Below are 15694 nucleotides of genomic sequence, written 5' to 3' on the forward strand. Positions count from 1 at the left end.
CGTCAGCGGCGCTTGGGGCTTTCCAGCAAGGTGACCATTTCGCGATAACCGCGTTGGCGCGCATGCTCCAGCGCAGTCACGCCGTCCTTGTCGGCAATTAGCGGGTCCGCCCCGGCCGCCAGCAACTGGCGCACGATTTCCACATGCCGCGGGCCGCCATCGCCGAGGATCACCGCCTCGAGCAACGCGGTCCAGTGCAGGCGGTTGAGGTGGTTCACATCGACACCGGCCGCGATCAGCAACTGCACGGTGCTCACATGCCCGCGTTCGGCGGCCGGGATCAGCGCGGTACCACCGTAGCGGTTGGTGCTCTTCAGGTCGGCGCCATGGGCCAGGGTCAGGCGCAGGATGTCGTCCAGCCCCCGTGCGCCCGCGTACAGGTAGGGGCTGTCGTTGATATTGTCCTTGGCGTTGACGTCGGCGCCGGCCTCGATCAGTACCTTGGCGGCTTCCACTTCATTGGCGTGGGTGGCCACCAGCAACGCGGTCTGGCCCTGGTCGTTGCGGCTATCGGCCTGCGCGCCCCGATCGAGCAGTTGGCGCACGGCAGGGGCATCGCCGCGGCGAGCGGCATCGAGCAACGCAGTGTTCATGGCAGGGATCTCGGCATGGCTGGCAAGGCTGGTGAACAGGGTCAGCAGCAAGGCGGTGAACGGCAGGCGCATGGTGGTCGGCTCCTGATAGGACGAGGGGCCATGCTAGGCGGCCTGTGTTTGTAGCAGAAGTGAATAATCTGGATGGATCCCAGTGTATTTGCGCATGTTGCCGGGTATTGGTACCCGTGGTAGAAGTCAGGCTTGTCATTCAGAAGTTGAATACCAAGATGTCTGCCAGCGTAAAACCAAATAGGGCCCTGTTCGACCTCGACCTGCTGCGCGCCATCGTCGTGGTGGCTGACTGCGGCAGTTTCACCACCGCCGCGGCGCGCCTGCATTCCACGCAGTCGACCATCAGCCAGAAGGTCCGCCGCCTCGAGGACATGGTCGGCCACCGCCTGCTTGTGCGTGGCAACCGCGATGTGCTGCCCACTGATGCCGGGCAGACCCTGCTCGGTTATGCGCGGCACATGCTGGCCCTCAATGACCAGATGCTCGAGGCGTTGGCTGGGGCCATGGTCGGGGTAACCGTGCGCCTGGGCGTGCCGGAGGATTTCGTCGGCGGGCGCACCACCAATGCGTTGTCCGCGTTCAGCCGGCAGCACCCCCAGGTCAAGCTGGAAGTCACCAGCGGGCTATGCCGCGATCTCAGCCAGGCCTATGACAATGGCGAGCTCGACCTGGTATTGCTCAAGCAGCGGCGCAACAGCCGCGAGGGCGTGGCCTGCTGGCCGGAGCGCCTGCAATGGATCGACAGCGTGCGCATGCCGTCTTTCGATCTCGACCCGATTCCCTTGGTGACTTTTCCGCCCCGCGGGCTGTACCGCGATGACATGATCAGCGCGATCGAAGGCATGGGCCGGCGCTGGCGCATCAGCTTCACCAGCTCGAGCCTCAGCGGTATCCAGGCGGCGGTGGCCGACGGCATGGGTATCAGCCTGCTGCCGCCGCGGGCAGCGCTGCTCGAGCACCGGGTGCTGGGCATCGAGCAGGGGCTGCCGGAGGTGGACAGCTACGAGATCGTCATCGTGCATCGTCCCACGGCAGATGTGATGGTCAAGGCACTGGCCGAGGTCTTGACAGAGTTGCTGGCGGTGCAGGCGATCTGACCTGCCGGAAACTCACTCCTTGCAGCAGTGCGGCTTGCCACTGGCACCTTCATAGCGATCATGATGCCGCACCCAGTCCATAGTCCCGTCCTCGTTGCGCCCCAGGGGCGCGAGGTCGAGGAAGTTGTACGCATTGACCAGGATGTCCAGCCCTCGGGCATAGGTGGAGTAGGTGTGGTACAGGCTGCCGTCGCTATCGCGGTAGAACGCGCTGAGCCCGGGCAGCTCTGTTTCGTCGCCGGTGTAGGGTTCGTAGTTGTACTGGGCGCTGCCATCGGTGGCGACAGTGACGCCGAAATCCTGGTTGAAGCGGCTGCCGTGCGAGGAGAACCATGGGAAGTGCCAGCCCATGCGCTTGCGGAACGCCTGGAACTCGGCATAGGGCGCCTGCGAAACCGCCACCAGGGAAACATCGTGGTGGGCCAGGTGCAGGTTGGCGCCGTCGAAGTGGTCGGCCAGGAACGAGCAGCCCGGGCAGCCTTCGTGCCAGCCGTCGGCGAACATGAAGTGATAGACCAGCAACTGGCTGCGCTCGGCGAACAGCTCAACCAGGCCCAGCTCACCGTCCGGGCCCTGGAAACGGTAGTCCTGCTCCACCGCTACCCAGGGCAGGGCGCGGCGGGCGGCGGCGAGCTCGTCGCGTTGATGGGTGAAGGCCTTCTCGTGCAGCCAGAGCTGGTGGCGGGCGGCGAGCCATTGGCTGCGGGTTGCCACGGGGTGTTTGGGGGCTGGATGGCTCATGGGCGTGACTCCACGCTTCGGGGTTCATCCCGTAGTCGGATGGCCTTTAGGTAATTCGACAGTTTGTATCCGTTATCGACGAATGGTTGATCCGGAACCGGGAGTTTGCATTTACCGTTGATCACGAGCAGTTTGCTCTCGCTCTCGCTCTCGCTCTCGCTCTCGCTCTCGCTCTCGCTCTCGCTCTCGCTCTGCTTTTGCTTCTAAGCGCGCGATAGTTCAGGCGACACAAATTGCGACTTCAGGAGGCCGAACGCAGGTCTTGCGGAGGGAGGTGACGGGCATGGATGCCCGTCAAGCGCTGCGCCCCAGGATGGGGCGTTCAGCGCGGTCCTCCCGGGAGCAAGGCCGGAGTGAGGGGACCCCGGAGCGAAGCGTAGGGGCCGGATGAATGGAGCGAGCATTTTTTGGTTCCTTTTTGATGCTTCAAAAAGGGACCCGCCGTAAGGGCGGAAAGGTGATTATGCGTCACCGTCGGAAATGAATGCGCATATAAATTTCAAAACACACACTGTGTAAGTCAAAGTCAAAGTCAAAGTCAAAGTCAAAGTCAAAGTCAAAGTCAAAGTCAAAGTCAAAGTCAAAGTCAAAGTCAAAGTCAAAGTCAAAGTCAAAGTCAAAGTCAAAGTCAAAGTCAAAGTCAAAGTCAAAGTCAAAGTCAAAGTCAAAGTCAAAGACAATCGGCATCGGTTTTTATAGTGGTAAGTGCATTCATTTACGATGTCGACGCACAGTCACCTTTTCGCCTTTACGGCGAGTTCCTTTTTGTCGTGGCAAAAAGGAACCAAAAACCGTGCGCTCCATTCATCCGGCCCTCCGCTTCGCTCCGGGTTCCCTCACTCCGGCCTTGCTCCCGGGAGGACCGCGCTGAACGCCCCATCCTGGGGCGCAGCGCTTGACGGGCATCCATGCCCGTCACCTCCCTCCGCAAGACCTCCGTTCGGCCTCCTGAAGTCGCGAAGTTACGGGCGGCGCCTGGGCTGACGCAGCTGTCGCTAGCTGGGTAGGGCGCTAGACTCCTGATCGGCAACGGCAACGGCAACGGCAACGGCAACGGCAACGGCAACAATTCGAACGTTTGCAAAACTCAGGTCGACCTGCCGGTGGAAAAAGCCATGAGGTGTCAGTTGATCAGGCCGTCTCTTGCATCCGTCCGATCACATCCCACAACCGCGGATCGTCATAGTCTTCGATCACCAGCCGCGCCCCGGCTTCCAGCAGTCGTTCGGCCGGCTGGGTAGTGGCCAGGCCCACGGTGAAGATGCCGGCATCGACAGCCGCCTTGACGCCAGGCAGCGAGTCCTCGAAGGCCAGCGCCTGCCCGGCCTGGGCCTGCAGGCACTGCAGCCCGGTGAGGTAGGGCAGGGGATCGGGCTTGGGCCGTGCCAGCTCATCGGCGACCAGCACATGGCCGAAACGCTCGCCAAGGCCCATGGCCCCGAGCATGTGCTCGGCGTTCAGGCGCGGCGCGTTGGTCACCACGCACATGCCGATGCCGTGCTGCTCGGCATGTGCCAGCAGATGCAGCAGGCCGGGCATTGGTGTCAGGGTTGGCGACAGTTCGCGGAACAACGCCTCCTTGCGCTCGGCCAGGACCTGGCGGTGGGTGGCATCGGCCTGGGGAAACAGCTCGGCGAACAACAGACCGTTGGAGCGTCCGCTGACCTGGGTGTTGAACTGCTCCTGAGTCAGCTCGCGGCCATCGTAGTCGTACAGCAGCTTGCGGAAGGCTTGCAAGTGCAGCGTGTCGGTATCGGTGAGGGTCCCATCGAGATCGAACAGCAGGGCGGTCAGCATCGGGCATCCTTAAGGGGGAGAAACCATTCAGCAGCATCTTATGCCATCAGCATTGGAAAGTGCAGTTGGCCGGTTCTTTCGCGTTTTCGGCACAAGTCTCACAGGCAGTGGGGCTGCCGAGCAAACGCTCCAGCCCCAAGAGACCCTGAACGGTTACTATCGGCTGCCAGGCATCCACTGCACGGAGCACCCACCCCATGCCTTTCGTCACCACCCGCAAGATCCTGTTCGGCGATTGCGACCCCGCCGGGATCGTCTACACGCCGCGTATCAGTTACTTCGTCATCGAGGCGATCCACGAGTTTCTTTCCCACCAGCTGGGCGGCGAAGGCCTGCGCAAGCTGTTCGCCATGGGTGTCATGCCGCCGGCAAGGGCATTGTCCATCGAGTTCCTGGCGCCGATGGCCTGGGACGACCTGATCCGCGTGCACGTCAGCAGCGGGCCGCTCGGCCGCACATCGTTCAGTTTCAATGTGGAAGGGGTAGGAGCCAGTGGCGAGTCATGTTTCCGCGCCAGCATGACCCAGGTATGCGTCTGCTCCGATAGCAAGCAACCGGTTGATCTGCCCGAGGCACTGCGCCGGGCACTGAGCAGCACCACAGACTGATGTGCATCACTACGGATAGATATGTCATCAACCAACAAACGTTTCAGCATCAATTGGATATAAAGTCCAAACGTGACCGGTTATTCAGTTGCGTTTTTCCGTTTAATTGAGGCTGTTGCCACTGGTTGCTCCTGTTGAAAGCTGTTAGCTTTCGCCCCGCTCCGGAATTAAACAAGCAGGCCTGCAACGCGCCGCTTGCGGCCACCCGAAAAAACAACGGGTGACCGAACAGGGAACGATAATAAAAATCCTAGGGAGGGATAACTGGATGAATCTCTACATCCGTCTGTTGCTGGCTATTCTGCGCGGTTTCTTCAAGCCGCCGATGGCCCTGACCGAAACGCTGCAGCGTACGCTGCGGGTCTGGCCGAACGATATAGACATCAATAAACACATGAACAACGGCCGTTACATGACGATTGTCGATCTGTTCATGCTGGAACTTTGCCTGCGTGCGAAGATCCTTATTCCTGCCTTCAAGTTGGGTTGGAAACCCATGCTCGGCGGTAATCTGGTCGTCTATAAAAAGCAACTTTCCATGTTCGAACAATACACCGCCGAGTTCAGCATCTGCTGCCTCGACGAGAGCTGGACCTACTTCCAGTACACCTTCTTCAACCGTGCCGGTGAAGTGGTGGTGACTGGTTATTCCAAGGGCGCCTGGGTCGGTCGCAAAGGCCTGGTCGCCAACGCGGTGATCGCCGAAAAGCTCAAGGTCGAACCCACTACCGCGCCGATGCCCGAAGCCATCAGGAAATGGCTTGAGGCTGAGGCCCACGTGCTCGGCAAGGCCTGAGCCAGGTCGCGTCTCGGCCCACTTGGCAAACACCACACCCACGTAATCCGTCCATTGCTCCACGGCACCGGGCCTCTGGCCTGGCGCCGCGCGCGGCAGGCTTTGCCGTGCCCGCCATTCGCGCCTGGCCCACGTCGATCCATGAATGAGTAGGGAAACACCTCATGCCGAACACCTTGTTGTTGATGTTGGTTCTTTTCGCGGTCTTGCTGCTGGTCGCCGAGCTGTTCAGGCGCTACCGCCTGGTGGGCCTGACCTTCTTCGTGCTGGCGCTGCCGGCGTTACTGGTGCCGCACGCCAACCTGTTCATGCGCATCAAGACCATCAGCGTGCTGCTGCCCATGTGCTTCCTGGCTTACGCCAGGTACAGGCCGAAAATCGAAGGTTTCATCTACAAGCTCATCTACCTGGTGATCGTGCTCAACATCATCGAAGCCTCAGTGATCGACTGGCAAACCGGCAACGTCCTCAACATCGTCGCCGCCGTGGGCCTGATCCTGTGCCTGCCGTACTCGCGCCAACACTGGGAGATCTCAGGCCGCCACAGTGATTTCGTGGTGCGCGTCCCGGCCTACTGGCCCTACCTGTACACCACCTGGAACCTGTGTTTCCTGTACTCGGCGCGGATCACCACCTTCGGCTACGCACTGCCGCTGTTGCTGGCGCCGGTGGCCTACGCCTTGCTCCTGCGCCGCTCCGACCTGTACTTCCAGGCCCGCGCCTACACCTTCGGCTTCTACCTGTTCGTGCGCACTATCGCCGGCGACGCCCCGCTGATGAACCTGCCGGCCTTCGATCTGACGACTTGGTACAGCCCCGACGCCGCGCTCATCTGGAGCGTCGTCAACGTGATTTTCACAGGCGCCTGCCTGTACAGCTACGGCGCAAGCCGCAAGAAGAACAAAGCGATCGAACAAGGAGTTTGAAGCATGCTGGAAGTTATCCTGCTGGCGTTTTTCATCACCGCCAGCCCGGTGATCCTGTTGATGAGCAAGACCCGGGCCGAGCCATTGAAGCATGTGTACATCGGCCTGTATTACGTAAAGTTCGTACCGTTGCTGTTGTCGCTGTACGCGATCAATCTCAGCGCCAGTTTCCTGGCCTGGAAGTGGGTGCAGTTGAAATGGCTGCTGCCGCGCTACTTCGGCTACCGCCACTACAACCGCGACTCCATCTCGATGGAGAGCACGGCGATCCCGGGCACTGACTACCACATGGGCTACATCCCCAAGAAACTGCCCGCCGAACTGGTCTATCGCTGGAGAAAAGACAAGGTCTACCATAACTACATCCAGTCGATCATCAAGGCCAACCGCGACTACTACAAAGTACCGCTGGGCCAGTTCCCGCAACCGACGGCGATTTCCGACGAGGACCTGAAAGTCTTCCTGATGTCGTCGCAGATCACCCATTACCTGCAGACGGTCGATGGCGTATCGACCTTCGACATGCGTGATTTCACCCGCGAGATCCGCCTGTCCAGCTCGGTGTTCGACGTGGCCAGCATTTCCATCGCCCAGGACTTCGCCACCGACAGCATGCGCATCACCCTGCGCGACGGCTTCAGCGTCGGCCCGGGCGAGCCGCACTGGGACCTGGCCAAGGTCTACTTCATGTCGAACACCATGGTGTTCTTCATCCTCGGCGCGCACCTGCACCATCACCTGTTCTTCGCCGAAATGGGAGCGGCGTTCCTGTTCAACCTGGTGCCCAAGGGCTCCAACTTCCACAAGCTGATGGACCCGCACACCGCCTATATCCTGATGCTCAACCACCAGTTCAAGGAATCGCCGCTGTCGCTGCGCGAAACCACAGGCATCGCCGACAAGTTCCTCTACAGCTGCATCGGCTACTACTCGGCGCAGACCTTCTACAAGGTCGGCTATGAAAACGCCCTGAACATGTACAACAAGCGCGACACCGAAGACCAGGCGCTGACCCAGAAATTCGAGATCAAGTTCGCCATCCCGTTCGACCAGTACCTCAATGGCCAGCACGCACTCAACGCCCAGTACCGCGACTACTACGCGGCGGTGCTGAAGTTCGTCACGGCCAGTTACGACGACCTGCTGCGCGACGGCTCCGAGCCCTACATCAACAACTGGGTCGCCGAGCTGTGCCGCTATGTCAACCTGCCGTGCCAGGCCAATGACAAGGCCTTCAACATCGAAGTGATCGCCACCTATATCTGGTACGTATCGTTCGTCCACTCCCTGGAGCACTACCAGTTCCACAAGTACAAGATGAACTACTGCCTGCTGACCCGGCTGCCGTTCGCGGTCGCCAAGCACTTGCCCGCGGAACAGGTGTTCAGCCAGTACGACATCTGGAAGTCCAAGCACATCGTGCACACCTTCGGCAAGAACCACCTCAATGCCGGTGTCTCGGAGAGCTATGCCGACCTGGACTACAAGTTCCGCGACCTGCCGCTGATCGACAAGCAGGCGCAACTGAAGAAGGACGTACTCGCGCTACTGGAGAAACACCAGACGCCAAACGAGGCGATCGCTTTGTCCATTCGCTACTGAGCCTGGGCGCGGAAGGCCGGCGACGAAGGGGTCTGTTCAGTTTTCGCAGAAAGGAGTACAAATGTGCTCCATGGACAATTTATCCCCCAAACGCCGCGCCATCCTCGAATTCATCCGCGAGCGCATCACCGATCAAGGCCAGCCGCCGTCGCTGGCCGACATCGCCGAGCGCTTCGGTTTCGCTTCGCGCAGCGTGGCGCGCAAGCACATCACCGCCCTGAGCCAGGGCGGCTTCATCGACGTCACCCCCAACCAGGCGCGGGGCATCCGCCTGGCCGAGCCGCTGCGCCGGCCCGAGATCCTCGAAGTGCCGGTGCTCGGCCAGGTCGCCGCCGGTGCGCCGATCGGGCCCGACCTCGATATCCACGAGCAGTTGCTGCTCGACCCCAGCCTGTTCCGGCGTACCCCTGACTACCTGCTCAAGGTGCGCGGCGACTCGATGGTCGACGACGGCATCTTCGACGGTGACCTGGTCGGCATTCGCCAGCAGGGCGAGGCCCGCGACGGGCAGATCGTGGTCGCCCGGCTCGACGGCGAGGTGACCATCAAACGCCTGCAGCGCATCCGCGGCGGTTATCGCCTGCTGCCGCGCAACCCGGCCTATGCCCCCATCGATGTGAGCCCCGAGCGCGAGTTCTTCATCGAAGGCGTGTTCTGCGGCTTGCTGAGGCGTGACTGATGGGCGCGGTGGTCGAACTCGACCGGCTGCTCGACCAGCGCCAGGTATGGCGCGGGCGGCAGGCCCGGGCGCGCCCGCAGGGCCTGCAGCCCACCGGGCATGCCACCCTCGATGGTCGGCTGCCGGAAGGCGGTTGGCCGGCGGCGTCGCTCAGCGAGCTGCTGCTGGCCAGCCCCGGCTGCGGTGAGTTGCAGTTGCTCTGGCCCACGCTTGCCCGGCTGAGTGGGGACGGGCAGCGGGTGGTGCTGGTGGCGCCGCCGTTCATCCCTTATGCACCGGCCTGGCAGGCTGCCGGAGTCGACCTGCGCTGGCTGGTGCAGGTCGACGCCGAGGCCGGCGATGCCCTGTGGGCGGCCGAGCAGTGCCTGCGCTCGGGCAGTTGCGCCGCGGTGTTGTGCTGGCCGGAGCGTGCCGATGATCGGGCGCTGCGGCGTTTGCAAGTGGCCGCGGAAACCGGCAACGCGTTGGCGTTTGCCTGCCGCCCGCGACAGGCCGCGCTGAACCCTTCGCCCGCCGCCCTGCGCATTGCCCTCGACCTGCGCCCGGCACAGTGGCGCGTGCTCAAGTGCCGGGGTGGCCTGCCGCCTGCCGCACCCATCGCCTGCCCAGGGCAGGGGTGATGCGCCATGCTCTGGGCCTGCATCCTGTTTCCCCAGCTGGCGCTGGACACTGTCCTGCGCGAACGCGACGACCCCGAGGCACCGCTGGTGCTGCTTGGCGGGCCGCCCCAGCGCCGCGTGCTGCGGGCGGTCAACCCGGCAGCCAGTGCGCTGGGCCTGCGCGCCGGCCAGGCATTGACCGCCGCCCGTGCCCTGGCCGACGGTTTCGCCTGCGTCGATGTCGAACCGGCGCGTATCGAGCAACTGCAACAGTTGCTCGCGGCCTGGGCCTACCGTTTCAGCGCCCAGGTCAGCCTGCACTATCCCCGTGCGTTGTTGCTGGAAGTGGGCTCGAGCCTGCAACTGTTCGGCCCGTGGCCGTCGTTCGAGGCGCGTCTGCGCGAGGAACTGGCGGCACTCGGCTTGCGCCAGCGCATCGTGCTGGCCAGCAACCCGGTGGCGGCGAGAATGCTCGCCAACGGCCATGATGGCCTGGCGCTGAACTGCCCGCAGGCAACCCGCGACGCCTTGCTCGACATGCCCGTGGAGCGTGTCGGCCTGCCCAGCGAGGCAGCCGAAGCCTTCGCCCGCATGGGCCTGCGCCGCCTCGGGCAGGTACTGGCGTTACCCCGGGATGCCCTGGCCAGGCGTTTCAGCGCCCAGGTGCAGTTGCACTTGGACCAACTGCTCGGCCTGCGTAGCCTGGGGCTGGATTTCTACCAGCCGCCCGACCGTTTCGAGGCGCGGCTGGAGCTGAACTTCGACGTCGAGTCGCACCAGGCGCTGCTGTTCCCCCTGCGTCGTCTTATCCACGATCTGGCGGCTTTCCTCGCCGGGCGTGACTGTGGCGTGCAGCGGTTCGAGTTGCACCTGGAGCATGCCGAAGGCGCCGACACCGTGCTCAAGGTCGGCCTGCTGGCCGCCGAGCGCGACGCCTCGCTGTTGTTCGAGCTTGCCCGTGGCCGCCTGGAGCCGCTGCGCATCCCGGCGCCGGTGCGCAACCTGCGGCTGCTGGCCGCCGACCTGCCACCGTTCGTGCCTCAGCACCAGGCGCTGTTCGACCCGCGTGCGCAGCAGGCCCAGCCTTGGGACCAACTGCGCGAGCGCCTGCGCGCGCGGCTGGGCGATGACGCGGTCAAGGGCTTGCGCGCCGAGGCCGATCATCGCCCCGAGTGCGCCTGGCAAGGAGTGGAGCAGGGTGGGCAGGGCCATTTGGTGATGGCCCCTGGTCGACGCCCCGGCTGGTTGCTGCCGGTGCCTCAGGTGCTGTCCGAGACCGGCCTGCAACTGCTCGGACAGGCCGAGCGTATCGAGTCCGGCTGGTGGGACGGTGGTGATGTGCGGCGCGACTACTACCGCATCGAAACCCGTGATGGCCTGCGCGGCTGGGCCTTCCGCGACCTCGCGGCCCCGGGGCCGTTGTGGCTGCAAGGCTGGTTCGCATGAGCGCCCCCGGCTACGCCGAGCTGCACTGCCTGTCGAACTTCAGTTTCCAGCGTGGCGCCTCCAGTGCCGACGAGCTGTTCCGCCGCGCCCGCGAGCAGGGTTACCAGGCCCTGGCGATCACCGACGAATGCACCCTGGCAGGCATCGTCCGGGCCTGGCAGGCGGCAAAGCAGCATCAGGTGCGGTTGATCGTCGGCAGCGAGGTGCGGGTGCACCAGGGGCCGAAGCTGGTCCTGCTGGCACAGGACCTTGCCGGCTACCAGAGCCTCTGCGCCTTGATCACCCGCGCCCGGCGGCGTTCGCAGAAGGGCAGCTACCAGTTGCTCGTCGAGGACCTCGAGGCCCATCACCAGGGCTTGCTGGCGCTGTGGGTGGCCGAGCCAGGCGACAGCGCCGGGGCCTGGCTGCAGCCGCTGTTCGCCGGGCGCCTGTGGCTGGCGCTGCACCTGCACCGCGGGGCCGACGACGCCCAGCGCCTGGCTTACCTGCGCGCGCTAGGGGCACGGCTCGATATTCCGCTGGTGGCCTGCGGCGATGTGCACATGCACGTGCGTGGCCGGCGGGCGCTGCAGGACTGCATGACCGCCATCCGCGAACATTGCGCGGTCGCCGAGGCGGGGCGGTACCTGTTCGCCAATGGCGAGCGTCACCTGAGGTCGCTCGAGCAGTTGCGCGAGCTGTACTCCGACGATCTGCTCGCGCAGACCACGCAGGTCGCGGCGCGGTGCACGTTCGACCTGTCGCAGTTGCAATACCGATACCCGCGTGAGCTGGTGCCCGAGGGGCAGACCCCGGCCAGCTGGCTGCGCGAGCTGTGCCGCCGAGGGTTGCCCGAGCGCTGGCCCCAGGGCCCGAGCGACAAGGTGCGCATGGTGCTGGAGCAGGAGCTGGCGCTGATCGAGGAACTGGGCTACGAGAGCTACTTCCTCACCGTCCACGACATCGTCGCCTTCGCCCGCCGCCAGCGCATCCTCTGCCAAGGGCGCGGCTCGGCGGCCAACTCGGTGGTGTGCTTCGTCCTCGGCATCACCGAACTCGACCCGATGGAGCACCGCCTGCTGTTCGAACGCTTCCTTTCCCGCGAGCGCAACGAGCCGCCGGACATCGACGTGGATTTCGAGCATGAGCGCCGCGAAGAGGTGATCCAGTACGTGTTCCAGCGCTACGGCCGGCACCGGGCGGCGCTCACCGCGGTGGTCAGCAGCTACCACGCCGCCGGCGCGGTGCGCGATGTGGCGCGGGTGCTCGGCCTGCCGGCCGACCAGGTGGACGCCCTGGCCAAGTGCTGCGGGCGCTGGAGCGACCGCATCCCGGATGCCGCCCGCCTGTCCGAGGCCGGGTTCGATGCGCACAGCCCGTCGCTGCGGCGCATCCTGGTGCTGGCGGGGGAGCTGATCGGCTTTCCCCGGCACCTGTCGCAACACCCGGGAGGCTTCGTCATCTCCGAGCAGCCGCTGGACCAGCTGGTACCGGTGGAGAACGCGGCGATGGCCGAGCGCACGGTGATCCAGTGGGACAAGGACGACCTGGACATGGTCGGCCTGCTCAAGGTCGACGTGCTGGCGCTGGGCATGCTCAGCGCGCTGCGCCGCTGCTTCGACCTGATCGCCCGGCACCGGGGCCGCGAGTACACGCTGGCGACCCTGCCCAAGGAAGACCCGGCCACCTACGCCATGATCGGCCGCGCCGAGACCATGGGCGTGTTCCAGATCGAGTCGCGGGCGCAGATGGCCATGCTGCCCCGGCTCAAACCGGTGAAGTTCTACGACCTGGTGATCGAGGTGGCCATCGTCCGTCCGGGGCCGATCCAGGGCGACATGGTTCATCCATATCTGCGCCGCAGGTTGAAGCAGGAGCCGGTCACCTACCCATCGGAAAAGCTCAAGGCCGTCTTCGAGCGCACCCTGGGCGTGCCGCTGTTCCAGGAGCAGGTGATGGAGCTGGCCATGGTCGCCGCCGACTACAGCCCCGGCGAGGCCGACCAGTTGCGCCGCAGCATGGCCGCCTGGAAGCGCCATGGCGGCCTGGAGCCGCACCGCGAGCGGCTGATCGCGGGCATGCTCCGTAATGGCTACGAGCTGGCCTTTGCCGAGCGTATCTTCGAGCAGATCAAGGGCTTTGGCAGCTACGGTTTCCCCGAGTCCCACGCCGCCAGCTTTGCCCTTTTGTGCTACGCCAGCAGCTGGCTCAAGTGCCATGAGCCGGCAATCTTCACCTGCGCGCTGGTCAACAGCTGGCCGATGGGCTTCTACAGCCCCGACCAGTTGCTGCAGGAGGCGCGCCGCCAGGGCATCGAGGTGCGCCCGGTGGATGTGTTCCACAGCGAGTGGGATTGCACCCTGGAGGCACTGGGCGAGAACGAACTGGCCATCCGCCTGGGCCTGCGCCAGATCCGCGGCTTCAGCGAGGTCGATGCCCGGCGCCTGGAGCAGGCGAGGGCGCAGCGCCCCTGGCGGGATGTCGAGGACCTGTGCCTGCGCGCCCGGCTCGATGGCCGGGCCCGGGCGCGCCTGGCCGATGCCGGGGCACTGCGCGGGCTGGCTGGCGACCGCCACCAGGCGCGCTGGCAGGTGGCGGCGGTGCAGGCGCAACTGCCGTTGTTCGCCGAGGTTGAATCGACACTTGAACAGGCGGTGGCCTTGCCTGCACCCAGCATTGCCGAAGACCTGGCCGCCGACTACGACACCCTGGGCACCACCCTCGGGCCGCACCCCCTGACCCTGTTGCGGACACGCTTGCGCGCGCTGGGGTGTCGCAGTTCAAGGGAGCTGGCAGGGGTCGAGCATGGCGACAGCATCGCCGTCGCCGGCATCGTGGTCGGGCGCCAGCGACCACAGACCGCCAGTGGCGTGACCTTCGTCACCCTCGAGGACGAGCATGGCATGGTCAACGTAGTGGTCTGGCGCGACCTGGCAGAGCGCCAACGGCGCGAGCTGGTAGGTTCGAAGTTGCTCAAGGTGAGCGGGCGGCTGGAGCAGGAGAGCGGGGTGCGGCACCTGATCGCCCGGCGCCTGGAAGACATCAGCCCGCTGTTGCAGGGGCTTGATGTGCGCAGCCGGGACTTTCATTAAGCCTCAGACCATCGCCAGTCGCTGCTTGCGTGTCGGAGCCGGGAACGCCTGCTCGATGGCTTGCAGGTCCTCTTCGGCAAGCACCAGGTCGGCCGCCGCCGCATTCAAGCGCACATGCTGCGGATCCACCGCCTTGGGAATCGCGATCACCCCATCATTGCGCGTGACCCAGGCCAGGCTCACCTGGGCCGGCGTGGCGCCATGGCGCTCGGCGATCTGCGTCAGCACCGGGTGACCCAGCAAGCGCCCGGCCTGGGCCAACGGGCAGTAGGCCATGGTTGGCAAGCCCTGCTCGCGGCTCCACGGCAGCAGGTCGAATTCGATGCCACGCTCGGCCGGGTTGTACAGCACCTGGTTGGTGGCGCAGGCCCTGTTATCCAGTTCGCGCAGGTCGTCGAGGTCGAAATTGGACACGCCCCAGCGGCGAATCTTGCCCTGCTCGATCAGCCGCTCGAAGGCTTCCACCGTCTCGTCCAGCGGGTACTGGCCGCGCCAGTGCAGCAGGTACAGGTCGATGCAGTCGGTGCCCAGGCGCTGGAGGCTGCGCTCGCAGGCGGCCGGCACACCGCGTCGGCTGGCATTGTGCGGATAGACCTTGCTGACCAAAAACACCTGGTCCCGGCGCCCAGCGATGGCCTGGCCGACCACCTGTTCGGCGCCGCCCTCGGCGTACATTTCAGCAGTGTCGATCAGGCCCAGGCCCAGGTCGATGCCTTGTTGCAGCGCCGCCACTTCGGCGGCCCTGTGGCCCGGGTCCTCGCCCATGTACCAGGTACCCTGGCCGATGGCCGGAACGCGGGAGCCCGCCAGATTCACGTAACGCATGTCACCTCCTGTGGATGGGTATGGGTCAGCAGCACATCGAGCAGCGCCTCGGCGGCCTTGGACAGCTTGTGATCGCCCAGGGCGATCACGCCGATGCGCCGCTCCACGGTGGGATCGACCAGCGGCACGCAACGGGCGCCGAGCTCCTGCATCTGCTCGATGCACAGCGCCGGTACCGCGCTGACTCCCAGACCACTGGCGACCATGCGGCCGATGGTCGACAACTGATGGCTCTCGAAGGCCACCGCCAGCTTGCCATGGTTGGCGGCCAGGTGCTGTTCGAGCAGCAGGCGCACCGCAGATGGCCGCTGCAGGGCGATGAAGTCCTCGGCCAGCAGCTCCTGCCAACGCACCTGGGGCTGCTGGGCAAGGGGCGAGTCGGCCGGCACCACGGCGACGAAGCGATCCATGTACAGCGGGTGGAAACGCAGCGCCTCGCTGCTTTCCGGCTCGAAACCGATGCCCAGTTCGACGCGGCGATGGCGCACTAGTTCCAGCACCTGCTCGTTGATCACGTCGTGCACGGTGACATTGACCTTGGGGTAGCGCTGGCGAAACACCTTCAGCGACCGTGGCAGCAGATTGCCGGCGAACGCCGGCATTGCCGCCACCGACACCCGGCCCAGTTGCAGGGTGAAGCGCTGGCGCAACATTTCCTCGGTATCGTCCCAATCGGCGAGCAGGCGCCTGGCCAGGGGCAGCAGCACCTCGCCCTCGGGGGTCAGGCTGACGCTGCGGGTGGTGCGGGTGAGCAGGGCGCCGCCGAGGTTGTCCTCCAGGGCCTTGATGGTCAGGCTCAGGGCCGGTTGCGACACGTGCAGGTGCTCGCCGGCCTGGGCGAAGCTCTGGTACTTGGCCACGGTGACGAAGGCCCGCAGTTGCTTGACGTTCATGAGGGG

Annotated in this window: 14 protein-coding genes; 9 read left to right on the plus strand and 5 right to left on the minus strand. The window is 64.7% G+C overall.

Going from position 1 to position 15694, the window contains the following annotated elements; all coding sequences use genetic code 11:
* Window positions 1-2: 2 nt before the first annotated feature.
* Window positions 3-665 (minus strand): ankyrin repeat domain-containing protein, encoded by a 663-nt coding sequence (locus C3F42_RS00465; RefSeq protein WP_023631571.1) that lies wholly within the window; start codon window positions 663-665, stop codon window positions 3-5.
* A 158-nt stretch (window positions 666-823) separates the two neighbouring features.
* Between C3F42_RS00465 and C3F42_RS00470 the strand changes: the two genes are divergently transcribed.
* Window positions 824-1705: a LysR substrate-binding domain-containing protein gene (locus tag C3F42_RS00470; protein ID WP_094012569.1), complete on the plus strand. Its 882-nt coding sequence runs from the start codon at window positions 824-826 to the stop codon at window positions 1703-1705.
* 12 nt (window positions 1706-1717) lie between these two features.
* On the opposite strand, the gene C3F42_RS00475 is transcribed toward C3F42_RS00470, so the two are convergent.
* Both C3F42_RS00475 and C3F42_RS00485 read right to left on the minus strand, forming a co-directional pair.
* Window positions 1718-2446, minus strand: a complete 729-nt coding sequence (locus tag C3F42_RS00475; protein WP_094012568.1) for a thioredoxin family protein — start codon at window positions 2444-2446, stop codon at window positions 1718-1720.
* Between the two features lie 1131 nt (window positions 2447-3577).
* Entirely contained in the window at window positions 3578-4243 is a 666-nt protein-coding gene (locus C3F42_RS00485; protein WP_094012623.1) for an HAD family phosphatase, read from the minus strand.
* A gap of 197 nt (window positions 4244-4440) precedes the next feature.
* Between C3F42_RS00485 and C3F42_RS00490 the strand changes: the two genes are divergently transcribed.
* The 8 genes from C3F42_RS00490 to C3F42_RS00525 all read left to right on the plus strand — a co-directional run bounded on the left by C3F42_RS00490 (window position 4441) and on the right by C3F42_RS00525 (window position 13970).
* Window positions 4441-4851, plus strand: coding sequence for a thioesterase family protein (locus tag C3F42_RS00490; RefSeq protein WP_094012624.1), 411 nt, complete (start codon window positions 4441-4443; stop codon window positions 4849-4851).
* 268 nt (window positions 4852-5119) lie between these two features.
* Entirely contained in the window at window positions 5120-5647 is a 528-nt protein-coding gene (locus tag C3F42_RS00495; RefSeq protein ID WP_052062209.1) for a thioesterase family protein, read from the plus strand.
* A 164-nt stretch (window positions 5648-5811) separates the two neighbouring features.
* Window positions 5812-6573: a hypothetical protein gene (locus tag C3F42_RS00500; protein ID WP_104443779.1), complete on the plus strand. Its 762-nt coding sequence runs from the start codon at window positions 5812-5814 to the stop codon at window positions 6571-6573.
* Window positions 6574-6576: 3 nt separating this feature from the next.
* Window positions 6577-8175, plus strand: coding sequence for a hypothetical protein (locus tag C3F42_RS00505; protein WP_023630673.1), 1599 nt, complete (start codon window positions 6577-6579; stop codon window positions 8173-8175).
* Window positions 8176-8236: 61 nt separating this feature from the next.
* A complete protein-coding gene (gene lexA / locus C3F42_RS00510; RefSeq protein WP_177182959.1) occupies window positions 8237-8854 on the plus strand; it encodes a transcriptional repressor LexA in 618 nt (205 codons plus the stop codon).
* Window positions 8854-9474: a translesion DNA synthesis-associated protein ImuA gene (imuA, locus tag C3F42_RS00515; RefSeq protein WP_104443780.1), complete on the plus strand. Its 621-nt coding sequence runs from the start codon at window positions 8854-8856 to the stop codon at window positions 9472-9474. The genes lexA and imuA overlap by 1 nt, the downstream gene beginning before the upstream one ends.
* Window positions 9475-9480: 6 nt before the next feature.
* Window positions 9481-10899, plus strand: coding sequence for a DNA polymerase Y family protein (locus C3F42_RS00520; RefSeq protein ID WP_104443781.1), 1419 nt, complete (start codon window positions 9481-9483; stop codon window positions 10897-10899).
* On the plus strand, window positions 10896-13970 hold the full coding sequence (locus C3F42_RS00525; protein ID WP_104443782.1) for an error-prone DNA polymerase: 3075 nt from the start codon (window positions 10896-10898) through the stop codon (window positions 13968-13970). The genes C3F42_RS00520 and C3F42_RS00525 overlap by 4 nt, the downstream gene beginning before the upstream one ends.
* A gap of 3 nt (window positions 13971-13973) precedes the next feature.
* Here the strand turns inward: C3F42_RS00525 and C3F42_RS00530 are convergent, their stop codons facing one another.
* Together C3F42_RS00530 and C3F42_RS00535 are read right to left on the minus strand one after the other, a co-directional pair.
* Window positions 13974-14795, minus strand: a complete 822-nt coding sequence (locus C3F42_RS00530) for an aldo/keto reductase (protein WP_104443783.1) — start codon at window positions 14793-14795, stop codon at window positions 13974-13976.
* Window positions 14783-15688, minus strand: coding sequence for a LysR family transcriptional regulator (locus C3F42_RS00535; RefSeq protein WP_038706217.1), 906 nt, complete (start codon window positions 15686-15688; stop codon window positions 14783-14785). The genes C3F42_RS00530 and C3F42_RS00535 overlap by 13 nt, the downstream gene beginning before the upstream one ends.
* Window positions 15689-15694: the final 6 nt, after the last annotated feature.

Origin of the sequence: Pseudomonas sp. PONIH3, from assembly GCF_002934345.1 — a bacterium.
Lineage (GTDB): Bacteria > Pseudomonadota > Gammaproteobacteria > Pseudomonadales > Pseudomonadaceae > Aquipseudomonas > Aquipseudomonas soli.

What these genes read in the sequence shown, in the direction of transcription:
- C3F42_RS00465 (WP_023631571.1), bottom strand. Translation starts at nt 665, where the DNA reads ATGCGCCTGCCGTTCACCGCCTTGCTGCTGACCCTGTTCACCAGCCTT.
- C3F42_RS00470 (WP_094012569.1), top strand. Translation starts at nt 824, where the DNA reads ATGTCTGCCAGCGTAAAACCAAATAGGGCCCTGTTCGACCTCGACCTG.
- C3F42_RS00475 (WP_094012568.1), bottom strand. Translation starts at nt 2,446, where the DNA reads ATGAGCCATCCAGCCCCCAAACACCCCGTGGCAACCCGCAGCCAATGG.
- C3F42_RS00485 (WP_094012623.1), bottom strand. Translation starts at nt 4,243, where the DNA reads ATGCTGACCGCCCTGCTGTTCGATCTCGATGGGACCCTCACCGATACC.
- C3F42_RS00490 (WP_094012624.1), top strand. Translation starts at nt 4,441, where the DNA reads ATGCCTTTCGTCACCACCCGCAAGATCCTGTTCGGCGATTGCGACCCC.
- C3F42_RS00495 (WP_052062209.1), top strand. Translation starts at nt 5,120, where the DNA reads ATGAATCTCTACATCCGTCTGTTGCTGGCTATTCTGCGCGGTTTCTTC.
- C3F42_RS00500 (WP_104443779.1), top strand. Translation starts at nt 5,812, where the DNA reads ATGCCGAACACCTTGTTGTTGATGTTGGTTCTTTTCGCGGTCTTGCTG.
- C3F42_RS00505 (WP_023630673.1), top strand. Translation starts at nt 6,577, where the DNA reads ATGCTGGAAGTTATCCTGCTGGCGTTTTTCATCACCGCCAGCCCGGTG.
- lexA (WP_177182959.1), top strand. Translation starts at nt 8,237, where the DNA reads ATGTGCTCCATGGACAATTTATCCCCCAAACGCCGCGCCATCCTCGAA.
- imuA (WP_104443780.1), top strand. Translation starts at nt 8,854, where the DNA reads ATGGGCGCGGTGGTCGAACTCGACCGGCTGCTCGACCAGCGCCAGGTA.
- C3F42_RS00520 (WP_104443781.1), top strand. Translation starts at nt 9,481, where the DNA reads ATGCTCTGGGCCTGCATCCTGTTTCCCCAGCTGGCGCTGGACACTGTC.
- C3F42_RS00525 (WP_104443782.1), top strand. Translation starts at nt 10,896, where the DNA reads ATGAGCGCCCCCGGCTACGCCGAGCTGCACTGCCTGTCGAACTTCAGT.
- C3F42_RS00530 (WP_104443783.1), bottom strand. Translation starts at nt 14,795, where the DNA reads ATGCGTTACGTGAATCTGGCGGGCTCCCGCGTTCCGGCCATCGGCCAG.
- C3F42_RS00535 (WP_038706217.1), bottom strand. Translation starts at nt 15,688, where the DNA reads ATGAACGTCAAGCAACTGCGGGCCTTCGTCACCGTGGCCAAGTACCAG.